The organism is Terrabacter carboxydivorans (genome assembly GCF_039532035.1).
Lineage (GTDB): Bacteria > Actinomycetota > Actinomycetes > Actinomycetales > Dermatophilaceae > Terrabacter > Terrabacter carboxydivorans.
Genome location: NZ_BAAARE010000011.1, coordinates 134,333 through 149,982 on the forward strand (window position 1 = coordinate 134,333; position 15,650 = coordinate 149,982).

The window sequence follows — 15,650 nt, forward strand, 5'->3', positions numbered from 1 at the left end:
TCCTTCCGGAGGGGCACGCAGTTCATGTCCCATTTGTCACAGTAAGTGACAGTTCCATCAGGCGCCTCTCGGGTTCCTACGGGTGCGCGGCGCTCGGAATGCTCACAGCGGGCACCCGGGTACGGGTAGGCCGACCGTGCCTGCTCGGGAGGCGGCGCACGGTCAACTATTCTCGCCGGTATGCCGTCACCAGCCCCCACCTCCACCGAGACGACCGCGGGGGCGACGCCGGCGTGGCAGCGCCTGGTGCCTGCCGTGATGACGGTCGCCGTGCTCGGCACCGCGGTCGCCGTGTCGGTGGCCTCGCACACCCCCGGCATCGACATCGCCAAGCAGGTCGCCTACGTCGTCCTCGGCGTGGTCGCCCCCGGCACGATCGTGCACCGCAGCCTGCGCGGCCCCCGGACGACGTGGGTGGCCGACCTCGCCCTCGGCGCGGCGACGGGCCTCGCGCTCGAGCTGGCGGCCTGGGCCGCGTTCACCGCCCTGCACCTGCAGCAGGCGCTGTGGGCCTGGCCGATCCTGACCGTGCCGCTCCTGCTGGTGCGCAGCACCCGGCAGCGCGTCCTCGCGCGCCCCACACCGTCGGACTCCTCCCAGTCCTGGGGCCCCTGGGCCGGCGTGGCCCTGGGCCTGGCCTGCATGCTCATGGTGCTGCTGGTCTACCGCGGCTACATGGTCGACTACCCCCTCCCCCCGGCCGGCGCCCCGTACTACCCCGACCTCATGTGGCACATGGGGCTGGTCCACGAGGCCACCCGCTCGGTGCCGCTGCTGACACCGCAGTCCGTCGCCGACGGCACGCTGCGCTACCACTGGTTCTCCAACGCGCACATCGCCGCCTCCTCGATGATGACCGGCACCGACGTAGCCGTCGTCTTCCTCAGGCTCTGGATCCTGCCGATCGTCGTCCTCGTCGTGCTCCTGACGGCCGTCCTCGCCCACCGGGTGTCGGGGCGTCCCTGGGTCGGGGCCCTCGCCGGCTGGTTCGTCGTCCCCACCCTCGGCTACACCTTCTGGCCGGGGCTGCTCAACGCGAGCAACCACCTCAACCCCCTGTCCCCGTCGCAAGTGTTCTCCACCGCGCTGGCGCTCCTGCTCGTCATCACCCTCGTCGACCTCGTCCGCGCGAAGGGCCGGCCCAGCCCGGGCACCGTCGCCGTCGCAGCACTCGCCGCCTTGGCCACGAGCGGCAGCAAGAGCTCGGCCCTGCCCGTCGTGCTCGGCGGGGTGGGGGTCGCCTTCCTCGCGGCCCTCGTCCTGCGCCGCAACCGTGTCCTGCTGCTCGCCATCGGCGCGATCGGCGCCGTCCTGGCGGCCGTGGCGTTCTCGTTCGTGGCCGGCGGCGACGCCGGCTCCGGCTACCAGCTCTTCTCGGCGCTGTCGCTCTTCGCGTCCTACCGCGAGGTCGTCACCGCCCGGCCGAACCTCGGCACCCCGGTGCTCGACGGGCTCGTGCACACCCCCGGTGTCGGGCCGGTCCTGCTCGTGGCCCTGCTGCTCATCGCCCTGCTCACCTACGGTCGCCTGCTGGCCGGCTTCCTGCCCTTCTTCCAGCGAGCCCTGCGCACCGACCTGGCCGCCTGGCTGCTGGCGGGCCTGTGCCTGACGCCGTTCCTACCCTTCTTCGTCATCGCCCACAACGGCTACAGCCAGTTCTACTTCCTCTTCGGCGCGATCCCGTTCGGCTCCGCGCTCTGGGCGTGGAGCATCGGGGAGCTCGTCGGGGACTCCCGGGCACGCGCCAAGGCCGCCGCCGCGACCTTCGTCGTCGTCGGGGTGCTCACCGCGCTCGCTGCCGTCGTGCTGCCCAGCCGGGTCCGCCCGGTCGGCCGGCCCGCGCAGGCGGCACAGCTGTGGACCTTCGTCGGCCAGGTCGCGGTCTGCGCGCTCGTCCTGCTCGCGATCCTCGTCACGGCCCTCGTGCTGCGTCGTCGGGGCCGCGACTGGCTCATGCCGGTCGCCGCCTGCGCGGTGGTCGCGCCCCTGCTGGTCACCGGGTCAGTCGGCCTGCTGCGGCTGCACAGCAAGGCGCCCACCACCTCCAACCCGCACCTGCTCTCGCAGGACCTCGCGGCGGCCTGGATCGAGGACCACGTGCCGCTCTACGACGTGATGGCCACCAACGACCACTGCCTCTCGGGCAGCGGCACGCGCTGCAACTCCCGCGAGTGGTGGATCTCGGGCCTCGGCGGCCGGAGGGTGCTGCTGGAGGGCTGGGCCTACCTGCCGGGGGCCGCGGCCAACAAGGGCTACGACGACCCTGCCCTCTACGCCCTCAACCAGGCCGCCTTCACCCGGCCGGATGCCAGCACGCTCGGAGCCGTCAAGCAGCGCGGCGTGCGCTGGCTCGTCGCCGACACCCAGGCAGGCGCCGTCTCCCCCGCCCTGTCGACGCTCACCACGAAGGTCTTCTCGTCCGGGTCGGTGTCGGTCTACAAGCTGGGCTGAGCCCCGCCCGCCGTCGTCGGCCGACCCTCGACGGTCCCTCCGTCGGCTGTCAGCCGTGATGGCGCAAGGGCCCCGACCTCGGGAGTGACGCGACCGTCAGGGACGCGCGCGGCCGGTGGCCTGCATCCGCAACTGGAGGTCCGTCAGCGTGGCCTGGACACCCGCCGGGAACGGCGTCAACGTCCGTCGGTCGAGCTCGGGCCACACCCGCGAGACGAGGCGGAGGTCCCGGCCCTGCAGCGAGGACGTCGGACTCGCGCCGAGCACGGTCGCCGGGCGGCGCCGGAAGATCCGTCGGAGCTCAGCCAGCACCGCCCCGATCGTGACGGCCCGCTGGGTGGCGAAGATCTTCGTCACGACGCCCCCGGCTCCGGCCGTCTCGGGCAGGGGCCCGCGACGGAGCAGGTCCATGGCGTCGACGACCATCTCGCCGGCGTCGGGGGCGAAGAGGTAGTCGCGCAGGGTGTCGAGCGAGACCCAGATCTGGGTCGGCCGGCGGTCGAGGTAGGCCGCGCACAGCTGGGAGACGAGCCCTTGCGGCTTGGCGAGGTCCTGTCCGGGGCCGTAGAGGTTGGCGATCCGCCCGACGAGCACGCGTGCCGGGGCGCCCACTGCCCAGTCGGTGACGATCCGCTCCGCCTGCTGCTTGGCCCGGCCGTAGTCGGACAGCGGGACGACCTCGGAGAACTCGTCGAACGGGGCGCTCGGCGAACCGGCGTACAGACCTCCCGCCGACGAGGCCAGGAAGACCGCGTTGTCACCGTGGCCCGGCGCCTCCGGACCGTTCGCCTCGGCCAGTGCCTCGAGCGCCGTGCGCAGCATGCGGTTCTCGGTGACGAACCGGTCGAACGACGTGCCGGTCACCCCGGCACCCGCGCACCAGAACACCTGCCAGGGGCCACCGTCGGCAGCGCGCACCAGAGCAGCGGCCGCTGCGGCCAGGGCGGCCTCGGCGTCGTCGGGGCTGCCCCAGGGGATGGGCGGGCTGAGGTAGGTCAGGCCACGGCGGGTCAGGGCCGCCCGCACGTGCTGCCCCAGCAGGCCGTTCGCCCCGACGACCCAGGAGACGGGCGGCCTCGGCCCGGTGGCCGACATGGTCAACGGCGACCGGGTCGACGCGCCAGCGGGCCGTCCTGCGGGTCGCTCGTGATGAGGTACGGAGGACGTCCCATCGCCATGCCCACGGCCACCCCGAGGTACTCGGCGATGACGCCGAGCGAGAGCAGGATGGCGCCCGTGCCGAGCAGCGCGACGACCATGGTCGACGTCCAGCCGACGGGCGTCTGGGCCCCTAGGGCGGTGGCGATGACGACGTAGATCGCGAACACGACGCCGGCGACGGCGAAGACCGCGCCGAGGATGCTCACGAGCCGCAGCGCCCGCGTGCCGCTCGAGAGGACGAGGCGCCAGAAGTGCGAGAGCAGGCGGCGCAGGTTGTAGCCCGAGCGCCGCTCGTCCCCCTCGCTGCGCAGGGCGACGGGGGCGTGCGCCAGACGGCCCACCACCCAGCCGAGGGCGACGTCGAGGTAGACGCCGGCACCGGCATACGCCGCGACGCTGCGTCCGAGCTCACCGAGCACGAGCCGGTAGCTCTGGAACGTCGTGACCGAGCCGCCGGCGAGGAAGATCGAGAAGAACCACTTGGCCCCCCTCGAGGTGATGTTGCGCAGCGCGCCGTGCGGAGCCGGGTTGGTCGGCTCGGCGTAGACGAGCTGCGCCTGCTCGCGCATGGCGACGTCGATGAAGACGCCGATGTCACGCGGGTCGTGCTGACCGTCCTCGTCCAGGGTCACGATCCAGTCGCCGCCGCTGGAGGCCATCCCGGCCAGGGTGGCGGCGTGCTGGCCGAAGTTGCGGCTGAGCCAGATCGGACGCACGAACGGGTAGGCCTCGGCCAGCGCTGCCATGACGTCGGCCGAGCCGTCGGGGCCGTTGTCGAAGACGAGGAGCCACTCCGCCACGACCCATTCGTGCCCCTCGGGACTGGTCTGCGTCGTCGCGAGCGCAGCAATCTCCTCGGCCAGGACGGGCAGCGTGCGCTCACCCTGGTAGACGGGGGTGACGACGGAGATCCGGGTGGGTCCCGGCGTGTGGAGTGGGGTCACGACCTAGAGGGTAGCCGGTGTCGCAGGGGGTCCTCCGCACCGGACTCCGGACGGCGGACGCAGCCTTGGGCCCTCACTGTCCGGTGCCGACCGCGGCCTCGGCCTGCTGCTCGGGGTGCATCTTCCGGCCGAGCCAGAGGTAGGCCCCCCGACGCACGTAGGCCATGCCCCGGGCGAGGGTGTCACCGCGCACGAGGTCGGCCTTGGACAGCAGTCCTGCGTTCTGCTCGGCGAGCCGGTGGTGGAAGTCGACGACCTGCGCCGACTGCTTGCGGGCCAGGTTGACGCTCCACTGCCCCATGCTGAGGCGGAAGCTCGCGAGGGCGATGGGGATGGCGTAGAAGTCGCCCTGCATCAGCACGTTGCAGAAGGTCTGCTGGTCGATGACGTAGGGCTCGGTGTCGGCCCAGCCGCCGGCGCGCTCGAGGGCCTCGCGGCGCATCATGACGCAGGCCGGCTCCCCGAAGATGTTGGTGCCCGAGATGACGGCCTTGCGAGCCGCGTCGCGGCCCGGGACGACGCCCTGCAGGCCCGCGAGCCCCCGGGCGGAGGTGAACTGCTCCCCGCGGGCGTCCACGAGGGTGCGGCGGCAGCTCGTCAGCACCACGCTCGGGTGCGCGTCTAGCACGGCGACCTGCTGCTCCAAGCAGGTGGGCTCGAGCAGGTCGTCACCGCACACGAGCTTCAGGTAGTCGCCCGTGGCGGCCTCCGTGACTCGGGTCCAGTTGGCCGGGGCGCCTCCACCGGCGGGAGTCTGCAGCAGCGTGACCCGGGGCTCGTCGGCGAACCGCTGGAGCTTCTCCCAGGTCCCGTCGGTGCTCGAGTGGTCGGCGATGACCAGCTCGAAGTCGGCGTACGTCTGGGCGAGGATCGACTCGATGGTCTCCTCGACGAAGTCGGCGTTGTTGTACGTGGGCACGACGATCGACACGTGGGCGGGCACGGGGACCTCTCTTGCTGGACGGCGGGGGTCGTCGGCCCGTGCGGCGGGCCGGCGGGTCTTGCGGCTGGGTCAGGAGTCCCCGTCACCGGACCGGCGGAACGAGAACGAGCTGTGGCCGAACCAGCTCAGCGCCGTGGTGACGAAGACGATGATGAACTGGGACACGATGGCGGGCCAGTGCAACCCGTTGACGAGCACGGCGAGCAGCGCGAGGTTGATGAAGAAGGCCAGGACGTAGACCGAGGCGAACCGCACGAGGTCGCGCCAGACGTGGCCGTGCACGCGGAACACGAGCTTCCGGTACAGCACGAAGGCGCAGAGGATCGAGAAGACGTAGGTCAGCACCAGCGCCGGGTAGTGGCCCCACCCGTTCCACCGGTGGCCGAGGAGCGAGTCGAACAGCACGAACCAGAGCGTGCCGACGAGCGTGTTGACGCCGCCCACCATGAGGAAGAGCACGCGCTGGTCCTTGATGAGCCGGAACAGCGGGCCCTGCGGGCCCTGCATGCCCCCCGGCGCCTGCCGTGCCTCGGCGGAGTTCTCCGCGGGGTCCTCGGTCGCCGTCGGCGACGGCGTCGGCTCAGCCGTCTCCTGAGGCGGGCCGGGGGTGGTGGAGACGGGTCCCGGCCCCGACGGGGCACTCACGTCTGCGCCCGTCTCGGGGCGTGTCTCGCTGTCAGGCACCCACGGATCCTACAGTGGCGCGGCGCCTCGGCCCCCCACGCGAAGCGTCCGGGGCAGCGCCTCGACGGGGACGGCAGGCGGCAGGAACGCGTCGAGCAACGAGCGTTGACCGCTGCCGAGGGCCGCGTCGAGGAAGGCCAGCTCCGGGACCATGACCCGCACGGCACGCGTGCCGTGGACGGCAGCGAGGTTGAGCAGCGCCGTGCTGTTGCCGCCCAGGACCAGCTCGGCACCGAGGACCTGCCGGTCGAGCTCCGCGGGGGTGCGTCCGTGCACGAGGTCGAAGCCGGCATACGACTCCGGCTGCTCCCAGGGGTGCGGCCGCAGCGCGAGCGACAGGCCCGCCGTGGACACGGCAGCGCGCACGGCCTCGAGGTGGTGGGCGTATGCCGTCTGGGACAGCAGTCCGAGCGCGGCCCAGGGCTGGGTGAGGTAGACGGCGGTGCCTGCGGCCGGGGGTGAGCCCTCGAGCCGCAGCCGGAACTCGCGGGCGACGCGGTCGTCCACCCGCCAGGACCGTCCGTCCCTGACGTAGAGGGACCACCGCTCCCCGGTGAGCCACCGTGCGCTCGAGGCGACCGCGATCGCCCGCACGGTCGAGCGGGGCTCACGTCCGCCCTCGCGGCGGTAGGCCTTGCGTCGTGTGGCCCAGGTGCCGAACGAGCCGAGTCCCTCGTCGATGACGGTGACGTGGGGAGGCCGACCCCGGTGCGTGCGGACGAACGAGGTCCAGGCCCGGACGGACGGGGCTCCGACGCAGAGCAGCCGGGCGGTCCGCGGGAGGCCGGCGAGCTGCTCGCCCTCACCGGAGAAGCGGACGTCGAGGCGCGGGTCGTCCACGAGCAGGGCGCGTACCGCCGCCTCGGCGTCGGGCCCGTGCCCGAACGCATCGCCCGTCGGCAGGACCGTCAGGTGCACGGGCCCCGGGCGCGACTCGAGCACGTGGCGCAGGTAGGACGACGCGTAGACGAGGTGTGAGCGGGACCTGACCCCGGTCAGGACGAGGTCCAGCGGGGCGGTGGGCTCAGACAACCGGCGGCCTTCCGGCACGGGTGAGGCGCCAGGCCGTGCGCCACGACATCGGCCGGCGGTCCCCGGCGTCGGTGCGCACGCCTTCCCGGAGCCCGCGGAACCAGACACCGAGCTTCTCGCGGTCGCGCACCCGGGCGACGGTGATGGCCGACCAGACGCCCACGTAGAGCTCGGCGACCGGGTGCGGCAGGTTGCGCTTGGCGACCCAGACCCGGTTGCGGGCGTTCATCCGGTAGTAGACCGCGTGCCGCGTCGGCTGGGTGGCGGGGTGGTTGACGACGACGTCGGGGCGGTAGAGCAGGCGCCAGCCGGCGTCGACCAGGCGGAAGGCGAGGTCGATGCCCTCGTGGCCGTACCAGAAGTGGCCCGGCCAGCCGCCGACCGCCTCGAAGGCCGCCCGGCGGATCGTGCAGACGCCCTCCCAGAAGACGACGACCTCTCCCCCGGTGCCGCCGTCGTCGGCGCGCAGCCGGGGCACCCAGCGTCGCGGCGTGGGGCGCCCGTCGGGGTCGCACCCGCGCGGCTGCACGACGGCGACCCTGTCGTCACGGGCGTACTCGGACGCGAGCCGGGCGAGCACGTCGGTCGAGGGCAGGAAGGCGTCGTCGTCGTAGAAGAAGAGGACGTCGCCGCGCACCTCGCGGGCACCGACGTTGCGGCCCTCGGGGATGCCGACGTTCTCCGGCAGGTGGACCGTGCGGACGCCCTCGGGCAGTCCGGTCGGCTCCCAGCCGTTGCCGACGAGGACGACGTCGAGCTCTACGCCCTCCTGGGCGAGGAGCGTCTCGAGCGCCTTGGCCAGCTCGGTGGGGCGGTCGCCCATCGACAGGACGACGGCGCCCACGGTGGTCAGCGCCGGCATCGTCGCTCCTGCGGTCGTCTGGCCCCGAAGGGTCTGGATGGGCACGCGCGCCGGGCGGGGGGCGATCGGTCCTGCGCCCGCTCCTGCACGGCATCGCTATTGTAGTCAGGTCATCCGGACGGGCTTCGCCGTGGCTCCGGGGACCCACCACGAGAGGACCACGAGTTGACCGCCCACGTGAGCGACCAGGACGTCCAGCGCGACGCCATCTCCGGAGCACGCATCCTTGTCGGCGACATGCTGATGTGGTCCGACCTCGAGACGCTGGAGACCCCTCTCGCGGTGCGCGAGGTCGTCCGGACCGCGATCGCGGCGCAGCGTCCCCGTCGGGTGCTCCTGGCCGGTCCGCGGGCCGGGCTGCTCGTCGACGCGGTGCCCACCGACGTGCGGGTCGACCTGCTCGTCCGCGCCCTCCCCGACGCCCGCATCCTCGGCGACCGCGCCGGTCTGCACGAGAGCTCCGACCTCTACTGCGGCGGCCTCGACGTCTTCGCGCCGGGCCACACCTACGACCTCATCGTCGCGCTCGGCGGACCCGGGCGCCTGCTCGGTCCCGACTCCCAGGGCCTCACCGAGGCCGAGACGGTCGCCAGGCTGGCGGCCCTGCTCGACGACGGCGGCCGCCTCGTGGTCGACCTCGCCAACGAGATGGGCTTCACCGACCTGGTCTCGGCGCTGCCCGACGAGACGCTGGAGTCCGACGCCGGCTGGTACGTCGGGGCGGCCGGCTTCAGCCCGCGCCACGTCTTCGCCCGCGAGCGGGCGGCCGTGCTCGAGGCGCAGGGCCTGCACAGCGAGGCGACGTTCGCGGCGCTGCCCTCCGTCGACCACCACAGCCTGCTCGTCCGCGACGACGCGGTGCAGCACGAGCGGGTCCGCGACCGGGTGGGTGTCCGCGCGGGCCAGGCCATGGACGAGCACTTCTCGACGACCCCGATGCTGCGCGAGCCCCGCGCCGTGCTGCAGCGCATCGTCGACGCCGGCATGCTCGACGAGCTCGCCCCTGCCTGGGTCGTGCTCGCCACCAAGGGCGCCGCCGCCGGCGAGGTGCCCTCCTACCCGGCGATCGTGTCGGCGGAGCGTGAGACCGACAACCCGTGGAGCACCGTGGCCGTGGTGTCGGAGGACGACACCGAGACGCTGTCGTGGGCGCGCCCGCGCGGCGACGACGAGATCAGCGAGGGCAAGCTCTCCCGCACCCTCGTCCCCTCCTACGGCGGCCGGTCCTTCGAGCTCGAGCTGCGCCAGGCCTGCGCGACGCGCCGTCACGCCGCCATCCGCGGCCGGGTCAGGAGGTATGCCGCGTGGCTGGCCGACCCGAGCGTGTGGACGACGCAGACGGCTGAGCGCCGCTACTTCGCGACCCCGGCCAACACCCTCGTGCAGGGTGACCGGCTCACCATGGCCGACGCGTCCTGGCGCCGCACCGGCATCGTCTCCGCCGAGGACGCCCTCGTGCGTGGCCTGCGCGACTTCAGCCGCCGGCTGCTCGCCTCCGGCTCGCCCCACCCGTGGCGACCGTCCGTGACGCCCGACGAGCTGACCGTCACCCTCGCTTCGATGACCGGCCTCACGGTCACGCACGCGGCGATCGCCCGTGTCGCCCGCGTCGAGGCCGAGGTCGCCTCGACGATCGCCGGTCGTCCGGAGGACCTCGACGAGCTGCTGTCGCGCAACCTCGAGCAGGGCGAGTTCGCCCGTGACCTGCCGGCGCCCGACGAGGTGGGCTTCCGCGAGCTGCTGACCCGCCACCGGGTCATCTCCCGCGAGCTGCGAGAGAAGCAGGGACAGGTCGCCTGGCTCGAGGGCACCCTGCGCCACCGCGACCGCTACATCCGCCGCCTCGAGAAGGTCATCGAGCGCTACGAGGACACCCTGACCTACCGCGCCGTCGAGGCGCTGCGGGCTCCTCGGCGCATCGCCACCGAGAAGGCCGTCTCCGTCGCGAAGTCCACCGCCCAGGAGGCCCTGCCGCCCGGCGCGATGAACAAGGCCCGTCAGCTGGCGGCGCGCGTCCTCAAGTGACGTCCGTGGTGGCCCAGGACAGACCCTGGGCCACCACCACGTCTGCCACGCGGCGCACCGTCCAGTGCACCTCGAGCCCGTGACGCCGCACGGGGCTGGTCGTGACCGGCGGCCCGCCCACGAGCACGACCATCGGGACGTCGGCCAGCTTGGCGAGGACCTCGGTGGCGCACCACCGGTCCCAGAAACGCTGAGGGTCCGCCGCTCCCTCGGGCTCCCACCGGGAGGCCACCCGCGCGGGGACCGGCTGGAGGGCCAGCTCCGCGTCGACCGCGTGGGCCGTCGGGGCGTCGTCGACGCATAGGCCATCGACGGCGCGGGACCCGGCGACGGGGAGGACCCAGCAGACCACCCTGCCGTCGGCCAGGTGGGAGTGGGTCCCCCCGTCGCACCGGTGCGCCGCTCGCGCCTCGATGACGACGGGGTGCTCGCGGACCGCTCGTGAGAGCAGGTCCGCCCGCGGTTCCATCAGATGCTGTTGCCGCCGTCGACCGTGATGACCTGGCCGTTGATGTTGGTGTCCTGGAACAGGAGCGTGTTCACGACGGGCACGATGTTCTCCGGCTCGACGAGGCGGTTCGACGGCGTGCGGCGGGTGATCGTGTCGAGCTGCGTCTGGCCGAGGACCGAGCTCATCTCGGACGCGAAGAAGCCGGGCGCGACGCTGTTGACCAGCACCCGTCCGTGCATCTCGCGGGCCAAGGTGCGCATGGCGCTGTCGAGGCCACCCTTGGTCGCGGAGTAGGCGACGAGGCCCGAGTAGCCGCGCTGCGCGCAGACGCTGGTCACCATGACGATGCGGCCACGGTTGCCCTTGGCCATGATCCGGCGCAGGACCGCGCGCGCGAGCAGCAGCGGCGCCGTCAGGTTGGTCTCGATGATCCGGGCGATGTTCTCCGGCGAGGTGTGCACGTGCAGGCTGTCCTGACCCATGGCGGCGTTGTTGACGAGCGCGTCGATCGGGCCGAGGCGGGACTCCGCCTCCTTGAGGAACGCGTTGACCGCCTTGACGTCGGTCACGTCGACCGAGGCCGCGACGACACGGTCGGGGTTGGCCGCAGCCACCGCCTCGAGCTCGGGGGTGACGGTGCGCGCGAAGGCAGCGACCTTGGCGCCCTGGGCGAGGATGTCCTCGACGATCGCGAGGCCGAGCCCGCGCGAGCCGCCCGAGACGACGACGACCGTTGCGGGGCCGATGGGTTCGGTCTTGTCAGACATCGCTTTTCAGGGTCTCCTTGATCGGGATCTGGTCGAGGAACCGCACCCGACGGGGCACGGAGTAGTCCGGGAGCCGCTCCGAGCACCAGGCTGTCAGGTCTGCCGCCGTGGCCTCACCGGAGAGGACGACGTCGGCCGTCACCATGCTGCCGACGATGGGCGCCTTGCGGCCGCGCACCGCGGCCCAGGCCACTGCCGGATGGGCCTGGAGGACGTCGCGCACGGCCGACGCCGAGGCCTTGGCGCCGCCGACGTTGATCTCGTCGGAGGCGATGCGGCCGGTGATGAGGACGCGACCGTCGACGACCTCGACCCGGTCGCCGGTGCGCAGCACCCGGTCGATGCCCTCGCCGCGCTTCGGCGAGGCGATGAGCAGCTCGCCGTCGTCGACGGTGAGGGTCGCCCGACCGTCCATCTCGCGGCCGAGCCACTGCTCGGGGAAGCCGGCGCGCCCGTCGTGGACGGCGATCGTCGCGCCGGCCTCGCTCGAGGCGTAGATCCACGAGACGCGGGCCTTCGGGAACATCTCGGTGAGGCGCGTGAGGATCGCCTGGTCGACGGGCTCGCCGCCGAGGGTGACCTGCTCGAGGGGCAGCGCCGCGACGCTGTCGGGGTCGCGGTAGAGCGCCTGGCGCCAGAACGTCGGGGTGCCCGAGGCCGCGGTGACGCCCACCTCGAGGGCCCGCGCCGGCCAGGTGTCCAGCTCGTCGGGCTCGATGAACAGCACGTCCTGGCCCGGGTGGGCGATGCTCAGCGTGACCACCTGCCACCAGGCGTACGCGCCGTGCGCGTAGGGGCAGAGCCACGTCCGGCGGGGCTGGTCGCCGGCCACGGTCGTCAGGGAGGCGAGCGTGTGCGCCACCTGCTTCGGCCGGCCCGTGCTGCCGCTCGTCAGCAGCCACACCCGACCGGGGGTGGCATCGCGGACGGTCGTCGGCTCCTCGACGTCCGCACCGTCGACCAGCGCGAGACCGGAGTCGCGCAGGCTCTCGGCGAGGTCGGGCGTCAGGCGAGACCGCGAGGCGACGAGCACCTCGAGGTCGCCCGTCGCGGCAGCCCACACGGCGCGGGCGGCGTCATGGTTGTCGCCCACGGCGACGGCCGCCGCAGGCGGCAGCTCCATCGACTCGAGCTGGTCCCACCGGCCGTCGAAGCCGCGGGTGATGATCCGGTTGGCGGCGCCGGCGAGTCCGCCAGCTCCCGCGCTCACGCGGCCTGGAGCTGCTCGAGGAAGTCGAGCACGTCGGAGATCGTGGCGATCTGGCGCAGCTCGGGGGCGTCGAAGTTCAGCTCGTCGCCGATCTCGTCCTCGACACGCAGGGCGAGCTCGGAGAAGTCGAGGGAACGGAAGCCGATCTCCTCGAGGTTCGCAGAGTCACTCTCAGGCATCGACTTGCCCTGGGCCTGAAGGACCTCGGCCATCATCGTCCGGATCGCGTCACGGCTCAGTGCGCTCATGTTTCCGCCTTGGGCTGGGGGTATGGGGCGTCCGGTAGTCTAACAACGAATCCCCCACCGACCGCCGCGGCCCCATGGTGCCCGCGGCGTCCTCATGAGGAGGTCAGATGCTCCGTCCCGCAACCGATGCCGACAGCGCAGACGTGCTCCGCTGGCGCAACCACCCCGAGGTGCGCGCCGTGTCCCTGACCCAGCACGAGATCACCGATGAGGAGCACGCCGCCTTCTGGGCGGCCACGCGCGAGAACGACGCCCGCGAGATCTGGATCTACGAGCGCCACGGCGTCCCCTCCGGCGTCGTGACCTACTTCGACATCGACCGTGCGGCCGGCAGCGCCTGGTGGGGCTACTACCTCGACAACGACGGCCTCAAGGAGCGCAATGAGCTGCTCCCCGCCTGGATCGAGATCCAGCGCCAGGCCAAGCGGCTGGCGTTCGACGAGCTCGGCCTGACCACCCTCGAGGGCGAGGTCCTCGAGGCCAACGAGGCCGTGCGCCGCTTCAACCGTCGCAATGGTTTCGAGGAGATCGAGCGTTACACCCAAGACATCGACGGCACCCCGACACCCGTGCTGCGGGTTCGAGCCACGAAGGACTGAACGACAGATGAGCACCCCGGTCGAAACACCAGCAACGACGTCCCTGACGATCGGCGGCGTCCCCGTCGGACCCGACGCGCCGCCGTTCATCATCGCGGAGATGTCGGGCAACCACGACGGCAGCCTCGACAAGGCCCTCGAGATCGTCCGGATGGCCGCCAAGGCGGGCGCCCACGCGATCAAGCTCCAGACCTACACCGCCGACACGATCACCATCGACGTCGACAAGCCCGAGTTCCGCCTCTCCGAGGACCACGAGCTGTGGGGCTCGCGCCGCCTCTACGAGCTCTACGAAGAGGCCCACACCCCGTGGGAGTGGCACCGGCCGATCTTCGACCTCGCCCGCGAGCTGGGCCTGCTCGCCTTCTCGAGCCCCTTCGACCCCACGGCGGTCGAGTTCCTCGAGGGCCTCGACGTGCCGGCCTACAAGATCGCCTCGTCCGAGATCGTCGACCTGCCCCTCATCCGCCTCGCCGCCGCGACCGGCAAGCCGCTCATCATCTCGACGGGCATGGCGTCGGTCGGCGAGATCGCCGCCGCCGTCGAGGCCGCCCACTCCACCGGCAACCGCCAGGTCATGCTGCTCTCCTGCACGGTGAGCTACCCCGCCGACCCCGCCTCGTCCAACCTGCGCGGCATCCCCGTCATGCGCGAGGCCTTCGGAGTCCCCGTCGGCCTGTCGGACCACACGATGGGCATCGGCGCCGCCGTCGCGTCGGTCGCCTTCGGCTCGGTGCTCGTCGAGAAGCACGTGACGATGTCGCGCGAGGAGGGCGGCGTCGACTCCGCCTTCTCCCTCGAGCCCGACGAGCTGGCCGCACTGGTCCGCGAGACCAAGGTGGCGTGGCAGGCGCTCGGCGAGCCCCGGATCGGCGCCCGCGAGGCCGAGCGCGAGGGCCTGCGCTTCCGTCGCTCCCTCTTCGTCGTCGAGGACGTCAAGGCCGGCGACCCCGTGACCTCGGCCAACGTGCGCTCCATCCGCCCCGCCAACGGCCTGGCGCCGGACGCCTTCTCGCTCGTCGAGTCCAAGCGGTTCACCCGTGACGTCGAGCGCGGGACCCCGATGTCCTGGGACCTCGTCTGAGCGGACCGTCCACGACGAAGGGCCCCCGACGCGCAGTCGCGTCGGGGGCCCTTGCTCGTGCCGGGTGCTAGGAGTCGTCGGCGCTGCTCGAGCCGGCGCCCGAAGGCACGGAGACGTCGCCGGTCGGCTCCACCCCGTCGGCCGTGCGCTCGTCGGCGCGTGAGTCGTCCTTCTTGTCGGAGTGCTTGCCGTGGTCGTGGGCGTCCTCGACCGTGACGTCGACCGAGCCGATCAGGTCCGAGGGCTCCTCGGCGCCGGGCGCACGGTGGCTCTCGGAGCGGTGGCTCCGACGCCGACGCCGGGTGAAGACCGACATGTCGACCTCGAGCGGAGGGGCCGGAGGTGGCGGGGCCGGGCGGGCGATCTCGTCGGCCCAGCCGAACGCGTCGATGACCTCCTCGGGAAGGAGCATCTCGTCGGCCCCGAGCTCGCGGTTGGCGACCTCGGCCGCGTAGTCCATCGGCACGGAGAACTGGTGCATCTCCGGCCAGATGCGGCGAGGCTTGCCGACGCCGCCGAGCACCGCGTGGTCCGACTCGAGGGCCATCGGGTCGCCGTAGACGCCGACCTCGACACCGGCCGACGCGGCATACAGGATCGCGCTGCTCATGCGGTTGCTGACGACGCGCTTGTGACCGCGCATCTCGTGCAGCTGCCGGTAGAGGAAGGCGACGTCGGTGTCCTGCCACAGGTAGCCGCGCTGGCCGTGGGTCACGACGCGGACGCCGGCGTCCTCGTACTCGCGGCGCACCTTGGGGTTGTCGTACTCGTTCCAGTGCAGGCACACCGTGATCGGGACGTCACCCTCGGCCGCCTTCACCTCTTCGATGTATGCCGTGTGGCTGCCGAGGACCTGCTGGCCCTCCCACCCGTGGAACGGGTAGACGATCGTGCCCGTGCGGGGCGGGGCCGAGGCCAGCCACTCCCTCTGCTTCTCGAGCTCGAGCAGGTAGAGCCACGGGGCGGCCACGACCATGTAGTTGCGCAGGCCGGCAGCCCATCCACGCCGGGCGCACGCCTCGGACCAGACGAACTTGGGGTACTGCGGGGTGAAGACGGTGCCCACGGCGAAGCCGTCGTGCATGTTCCACCCGTGCTGGAGGTAGCCCCAGATCCGGGGCGGGGCCTCGAGGCCGACGTAGCGGGCCATGATGTGCGCGTGCCCGTAGAAGTGGTTCGCGTGGTGCAC

The 15,650-nt window shown here is 72.4% G+C and carries 15 protein-coding genes; 4 read left to right on the top strand and 11 right to left on the bottom strand.

Annotated elements, in window-relative coordinates; genetic code table 11:
* The first annotated feature begins 180 nt into the window (after window positions 1-180).
* Window positions 181-2,451 (top strand): hypothetical protein, encoded by a 2,271-nt coding sequence (locus ABD297_RS13675; RefSeq protein ID WP_344255503.1) that lies wholly within the window; start codon window positions 181-183, stop codon window positions 2,449-2,451.
* 96 nt (window positions 2,452-2,547) lie between these two features.
* Here ABD297_RS13675 and ABD297_RS13680 read toward each other — a convergent pair whose 3' ends face one another.
* From ABD297_RS13680 to ABD297_RS13705, 6 genes are all read right to left on the bottom strand, one after another.
* Window positions 2,548-3,546, bottom strand: coding sequence for an NAD-dependent epimerase/dehydratase family protein (locus ABD297_RS13680; RefSeq protein WP_344255504.1), 999 nt, complete (start codon window positions 3,544-3,546; stop codon window positions 2,548-2,550).
* Between the two features lie 2 nt (window positions 3,547-3,548).
* Window positions 3,549-4,556 (bottom strand): glycosyltransferase, encoded by a 1,008-nt coding sequence (locus ABD297_RS13685; RefSeq protein WP_344255505.1) that lies wholly within the window; start codon window positions 4,554-4,556, stop codon window positions 3,549-3,551.
* A gap of 73 nt (window positions 4,557-4,629) precedes the next feature.
* A complete protein-coding gene (locus ABD297_RS13690) occupies window positions 4,630-5,499 on the bottom strand; it encodes a glycosyltransferase family 2 protein (protein WP_344255506.1) in 870 nt (289 codons plus the stop codon).
* 69 nt (window positions 5,500-5,568) lie between these two features.
* Window positions 5,569-6,183, bottom strand: coding sequence for a GtrA family protein (locus ABD297_RS13695; RefSeq protein ID WP_344255507.1), 615 nt, complete (start codon window positions 6,181-6,183; stop codon window positions 5,569-5,571).
* 9 nt (window positions 6,184-6,192) lie between these two features.
* The gene (locus ABD297_RS13700; protein WP_344255508.1) at window positions 6,193-7,215 is read right to left on the bottom strand and encodes a hypothetical protein; all 1,023 of its coding nucleotides are present in this window, start codon (window positions 7,213-7,215) and stop codon (window positions 6,193-6,195) included.
* Window positions 7,208-8,077, bottom strand: a complete 870-nt coding sequence (locus ABD297_RS13705) for a glycosyltransferase family 2 protein (protein WP_344255509.1) — start codon at window positions 8,075-8,077, stop codon at window positions 7,208-7,210. The genes ABD297_RS13700 and ABD297_RS13705 overlap by 8 nt, the downstream gene beginning before the upstream one ends.
* Before the next feature lie 177 nt (window positions 8,078-8,254).
* Between ABD297_RS13705 and ABD297_RS13710 the strand changes: the two genes are divergently transcribed.
* Window positions 8,255-10,102: a hypothetical protein gene (locus ABD297_RS13710; protein ID WP_344255510.1), complete on the top strand. Its 1,848-nt coding sequence runs from the start codon at window positions 8,255-8,257 to the stop codon at window positions 10,100-10,102.
* Here the strand turns inward: ABD297_RS13710 and ABD297_RS13715 are convergent.
* The 4 genes from ABD297_RS13715 to ABD297_RS13730 are packed head-to-tail and all read right to left on the bottom strand — an operon-like array spanning window position 10,095 to window position 12,778.
* Window positions 10,095-10,571 carry a hypothetical protein gene (locus ABD297_RS13715; RefSeq protein ID WP_344255511.1) on the bottom strand — a complete coding sequence of 159 codons (477 nt, stop codon included), beginning with the start codon at window positions 10,569-10,571 and terminating at the stop codon, window positions 10,095-10,097. The two genes, ABD297_RS13710 and ABD297_RS13715, sit on opposite strands and share 8 nt — an antisense overlap.
* Window positions 10,571-11,320, bottom strand: coding sequence for an SDR family NAD(P)-dependent oxidoreductase (locus ABD297_RS13720; RefSeq protein WP_344255512.1), 750 nt, complete (start codon window positions 11,318-11,320; stop codon window positions 10,571-10,573). The genes ABD297_RS13715 and ABD297_RS13720 overlap by 1 nt, the downstream gene beginning before the upstream one ends.
* On the bottom strand, window positions 11,313-12,530 hold the full coding sequence (locus tag ABD297_RS13725) for an AMP-binding protein (protein ID WP_344255514.1): 1,218 nt from the start codon (window positions 12,528-12,530) through the stop codon (window positions 11,313-11,315). Before ABD297_RS13725 ends, ABD297_RS13720 begins: the two co-directional genes overlap by 8 nt.
* Window positions 12,527-12,778: an acyl carrier protein gene (locus ABD297_RS13730; protein ID WP_147067428.1), complete on the bottom strand. Its 252-nt coding sequence runs from the start codon at window positions 12,776-12,778 to the stop codon at window positions 12,527-12,529. Before ABD297_RS13730 ends, ABD297_RS13725 begins: the two co-directional genes overlap by 4 nt.
* A gap of 107 nt (window positions 12,779-12,885) precedes the next feature.
* Between ABD297_RS13730 and pseH the strand changes: the two genes are divergently transcribed.
* Window positions 12,886-13,377, top strand: a complete 492-nt coding sequence (pseH, locus tag ABD297_RS13735; RefSeq protein WP_344255515.1) for a UDP-4-amino-4,6-dideoxy-N-acetyl-beta-L-altrosamine N-acetyltransferase — start codon at window positions 12,886-12,888, stop codon at window positions 13,375-13,377.
* A 7-nt stretch (window positions 13,378-13,384) separates the two neighbouring features.
* Entirely contained in the window at window positions 13,385-14,461 is a 1,077-nt protein-coding gene (gene pseI, locus ABD297_RS13740; RefSeq protein WP_344255516.1) for a pseudaminic acid synthase, read from the top strand.
* 67 nt (window positions 14,462-14,528) lie between these two features.
* Here the strand turns inward: pseI and ABD297_RS13745 are convergent, their stop codons facing one another.
* Window positions 14,529-15,650, bottom strand: coding sequence for a hypothetical protein (locus ABD297_RS13745; protein WP_344255517.1), 1,122 nt, complete (start codon window positions 15,648-15,650; stop codon window positions 14,529-14,531).

What these genes read in the sequence shown, in the direction of transcription:
- pseH (WP_344255515.1), top strand. Translation starts at nt 12,886, where the DNA reads ATGCTCCGTCCCGCAACCGATGCCGACAGCGCAGACGTGCTCCGCTGG.
- pseI (WP_344255516.1), top strand. Translation starts at nt 13,385, where the DNA reads ATGAGCACCCCGGTCGAAACACCAGCAACGACGTCCCTGACGATCGGC.
- ABD297_RS13680 (WP_344255504.1), bottom strand. Translation starts at nt 3,546, where the DNA reads ATGTCGGCCACCGGGCCGAGGCCGCCCGTCTCCTGGGTCGTCGGGGCG.
- ABD297_RS13715 (WP_344255511.1), bottom strand. Translation starts at nt 10,571, where the DNA reads ATGGAACCGCGGGCGGACCTGCTCTCACGAGCGGTCCGCGAGCACCCC.
- ABD297_RS13730 (WP_147067428.1), bottom strand. Translation starts at nt 12,778, where the DNA reads ATGAGCGCACTGAGCCGTGACGCGATCCGGACGATGATGGCCGAGGTC.
- ABD297_RS13675 (WP_344255503.1), top strand. Translation starts at nt 181, where the DNA reads ATGCCGTCACCAGCCCCCACCTCCACCGAGACGACCGCGGGGGCGACG.
- ABD297_RS13705 (WP_344255509.1), bottom strand. Translation starts at nt 8,077, where the DNA reads ATGCCGGCGCTGACCACCGTGGGCGCCGTCGTCCTGTCGATGGGCGAC.
- ABD297_RS13720 (WP_344255512.1), bottom strand. Translation starts at nt 11,320, where the DNA reads ATGTCTGACAAGACCGAACCCATCGGCCCCGCAACGGTCGTCGTCGTC.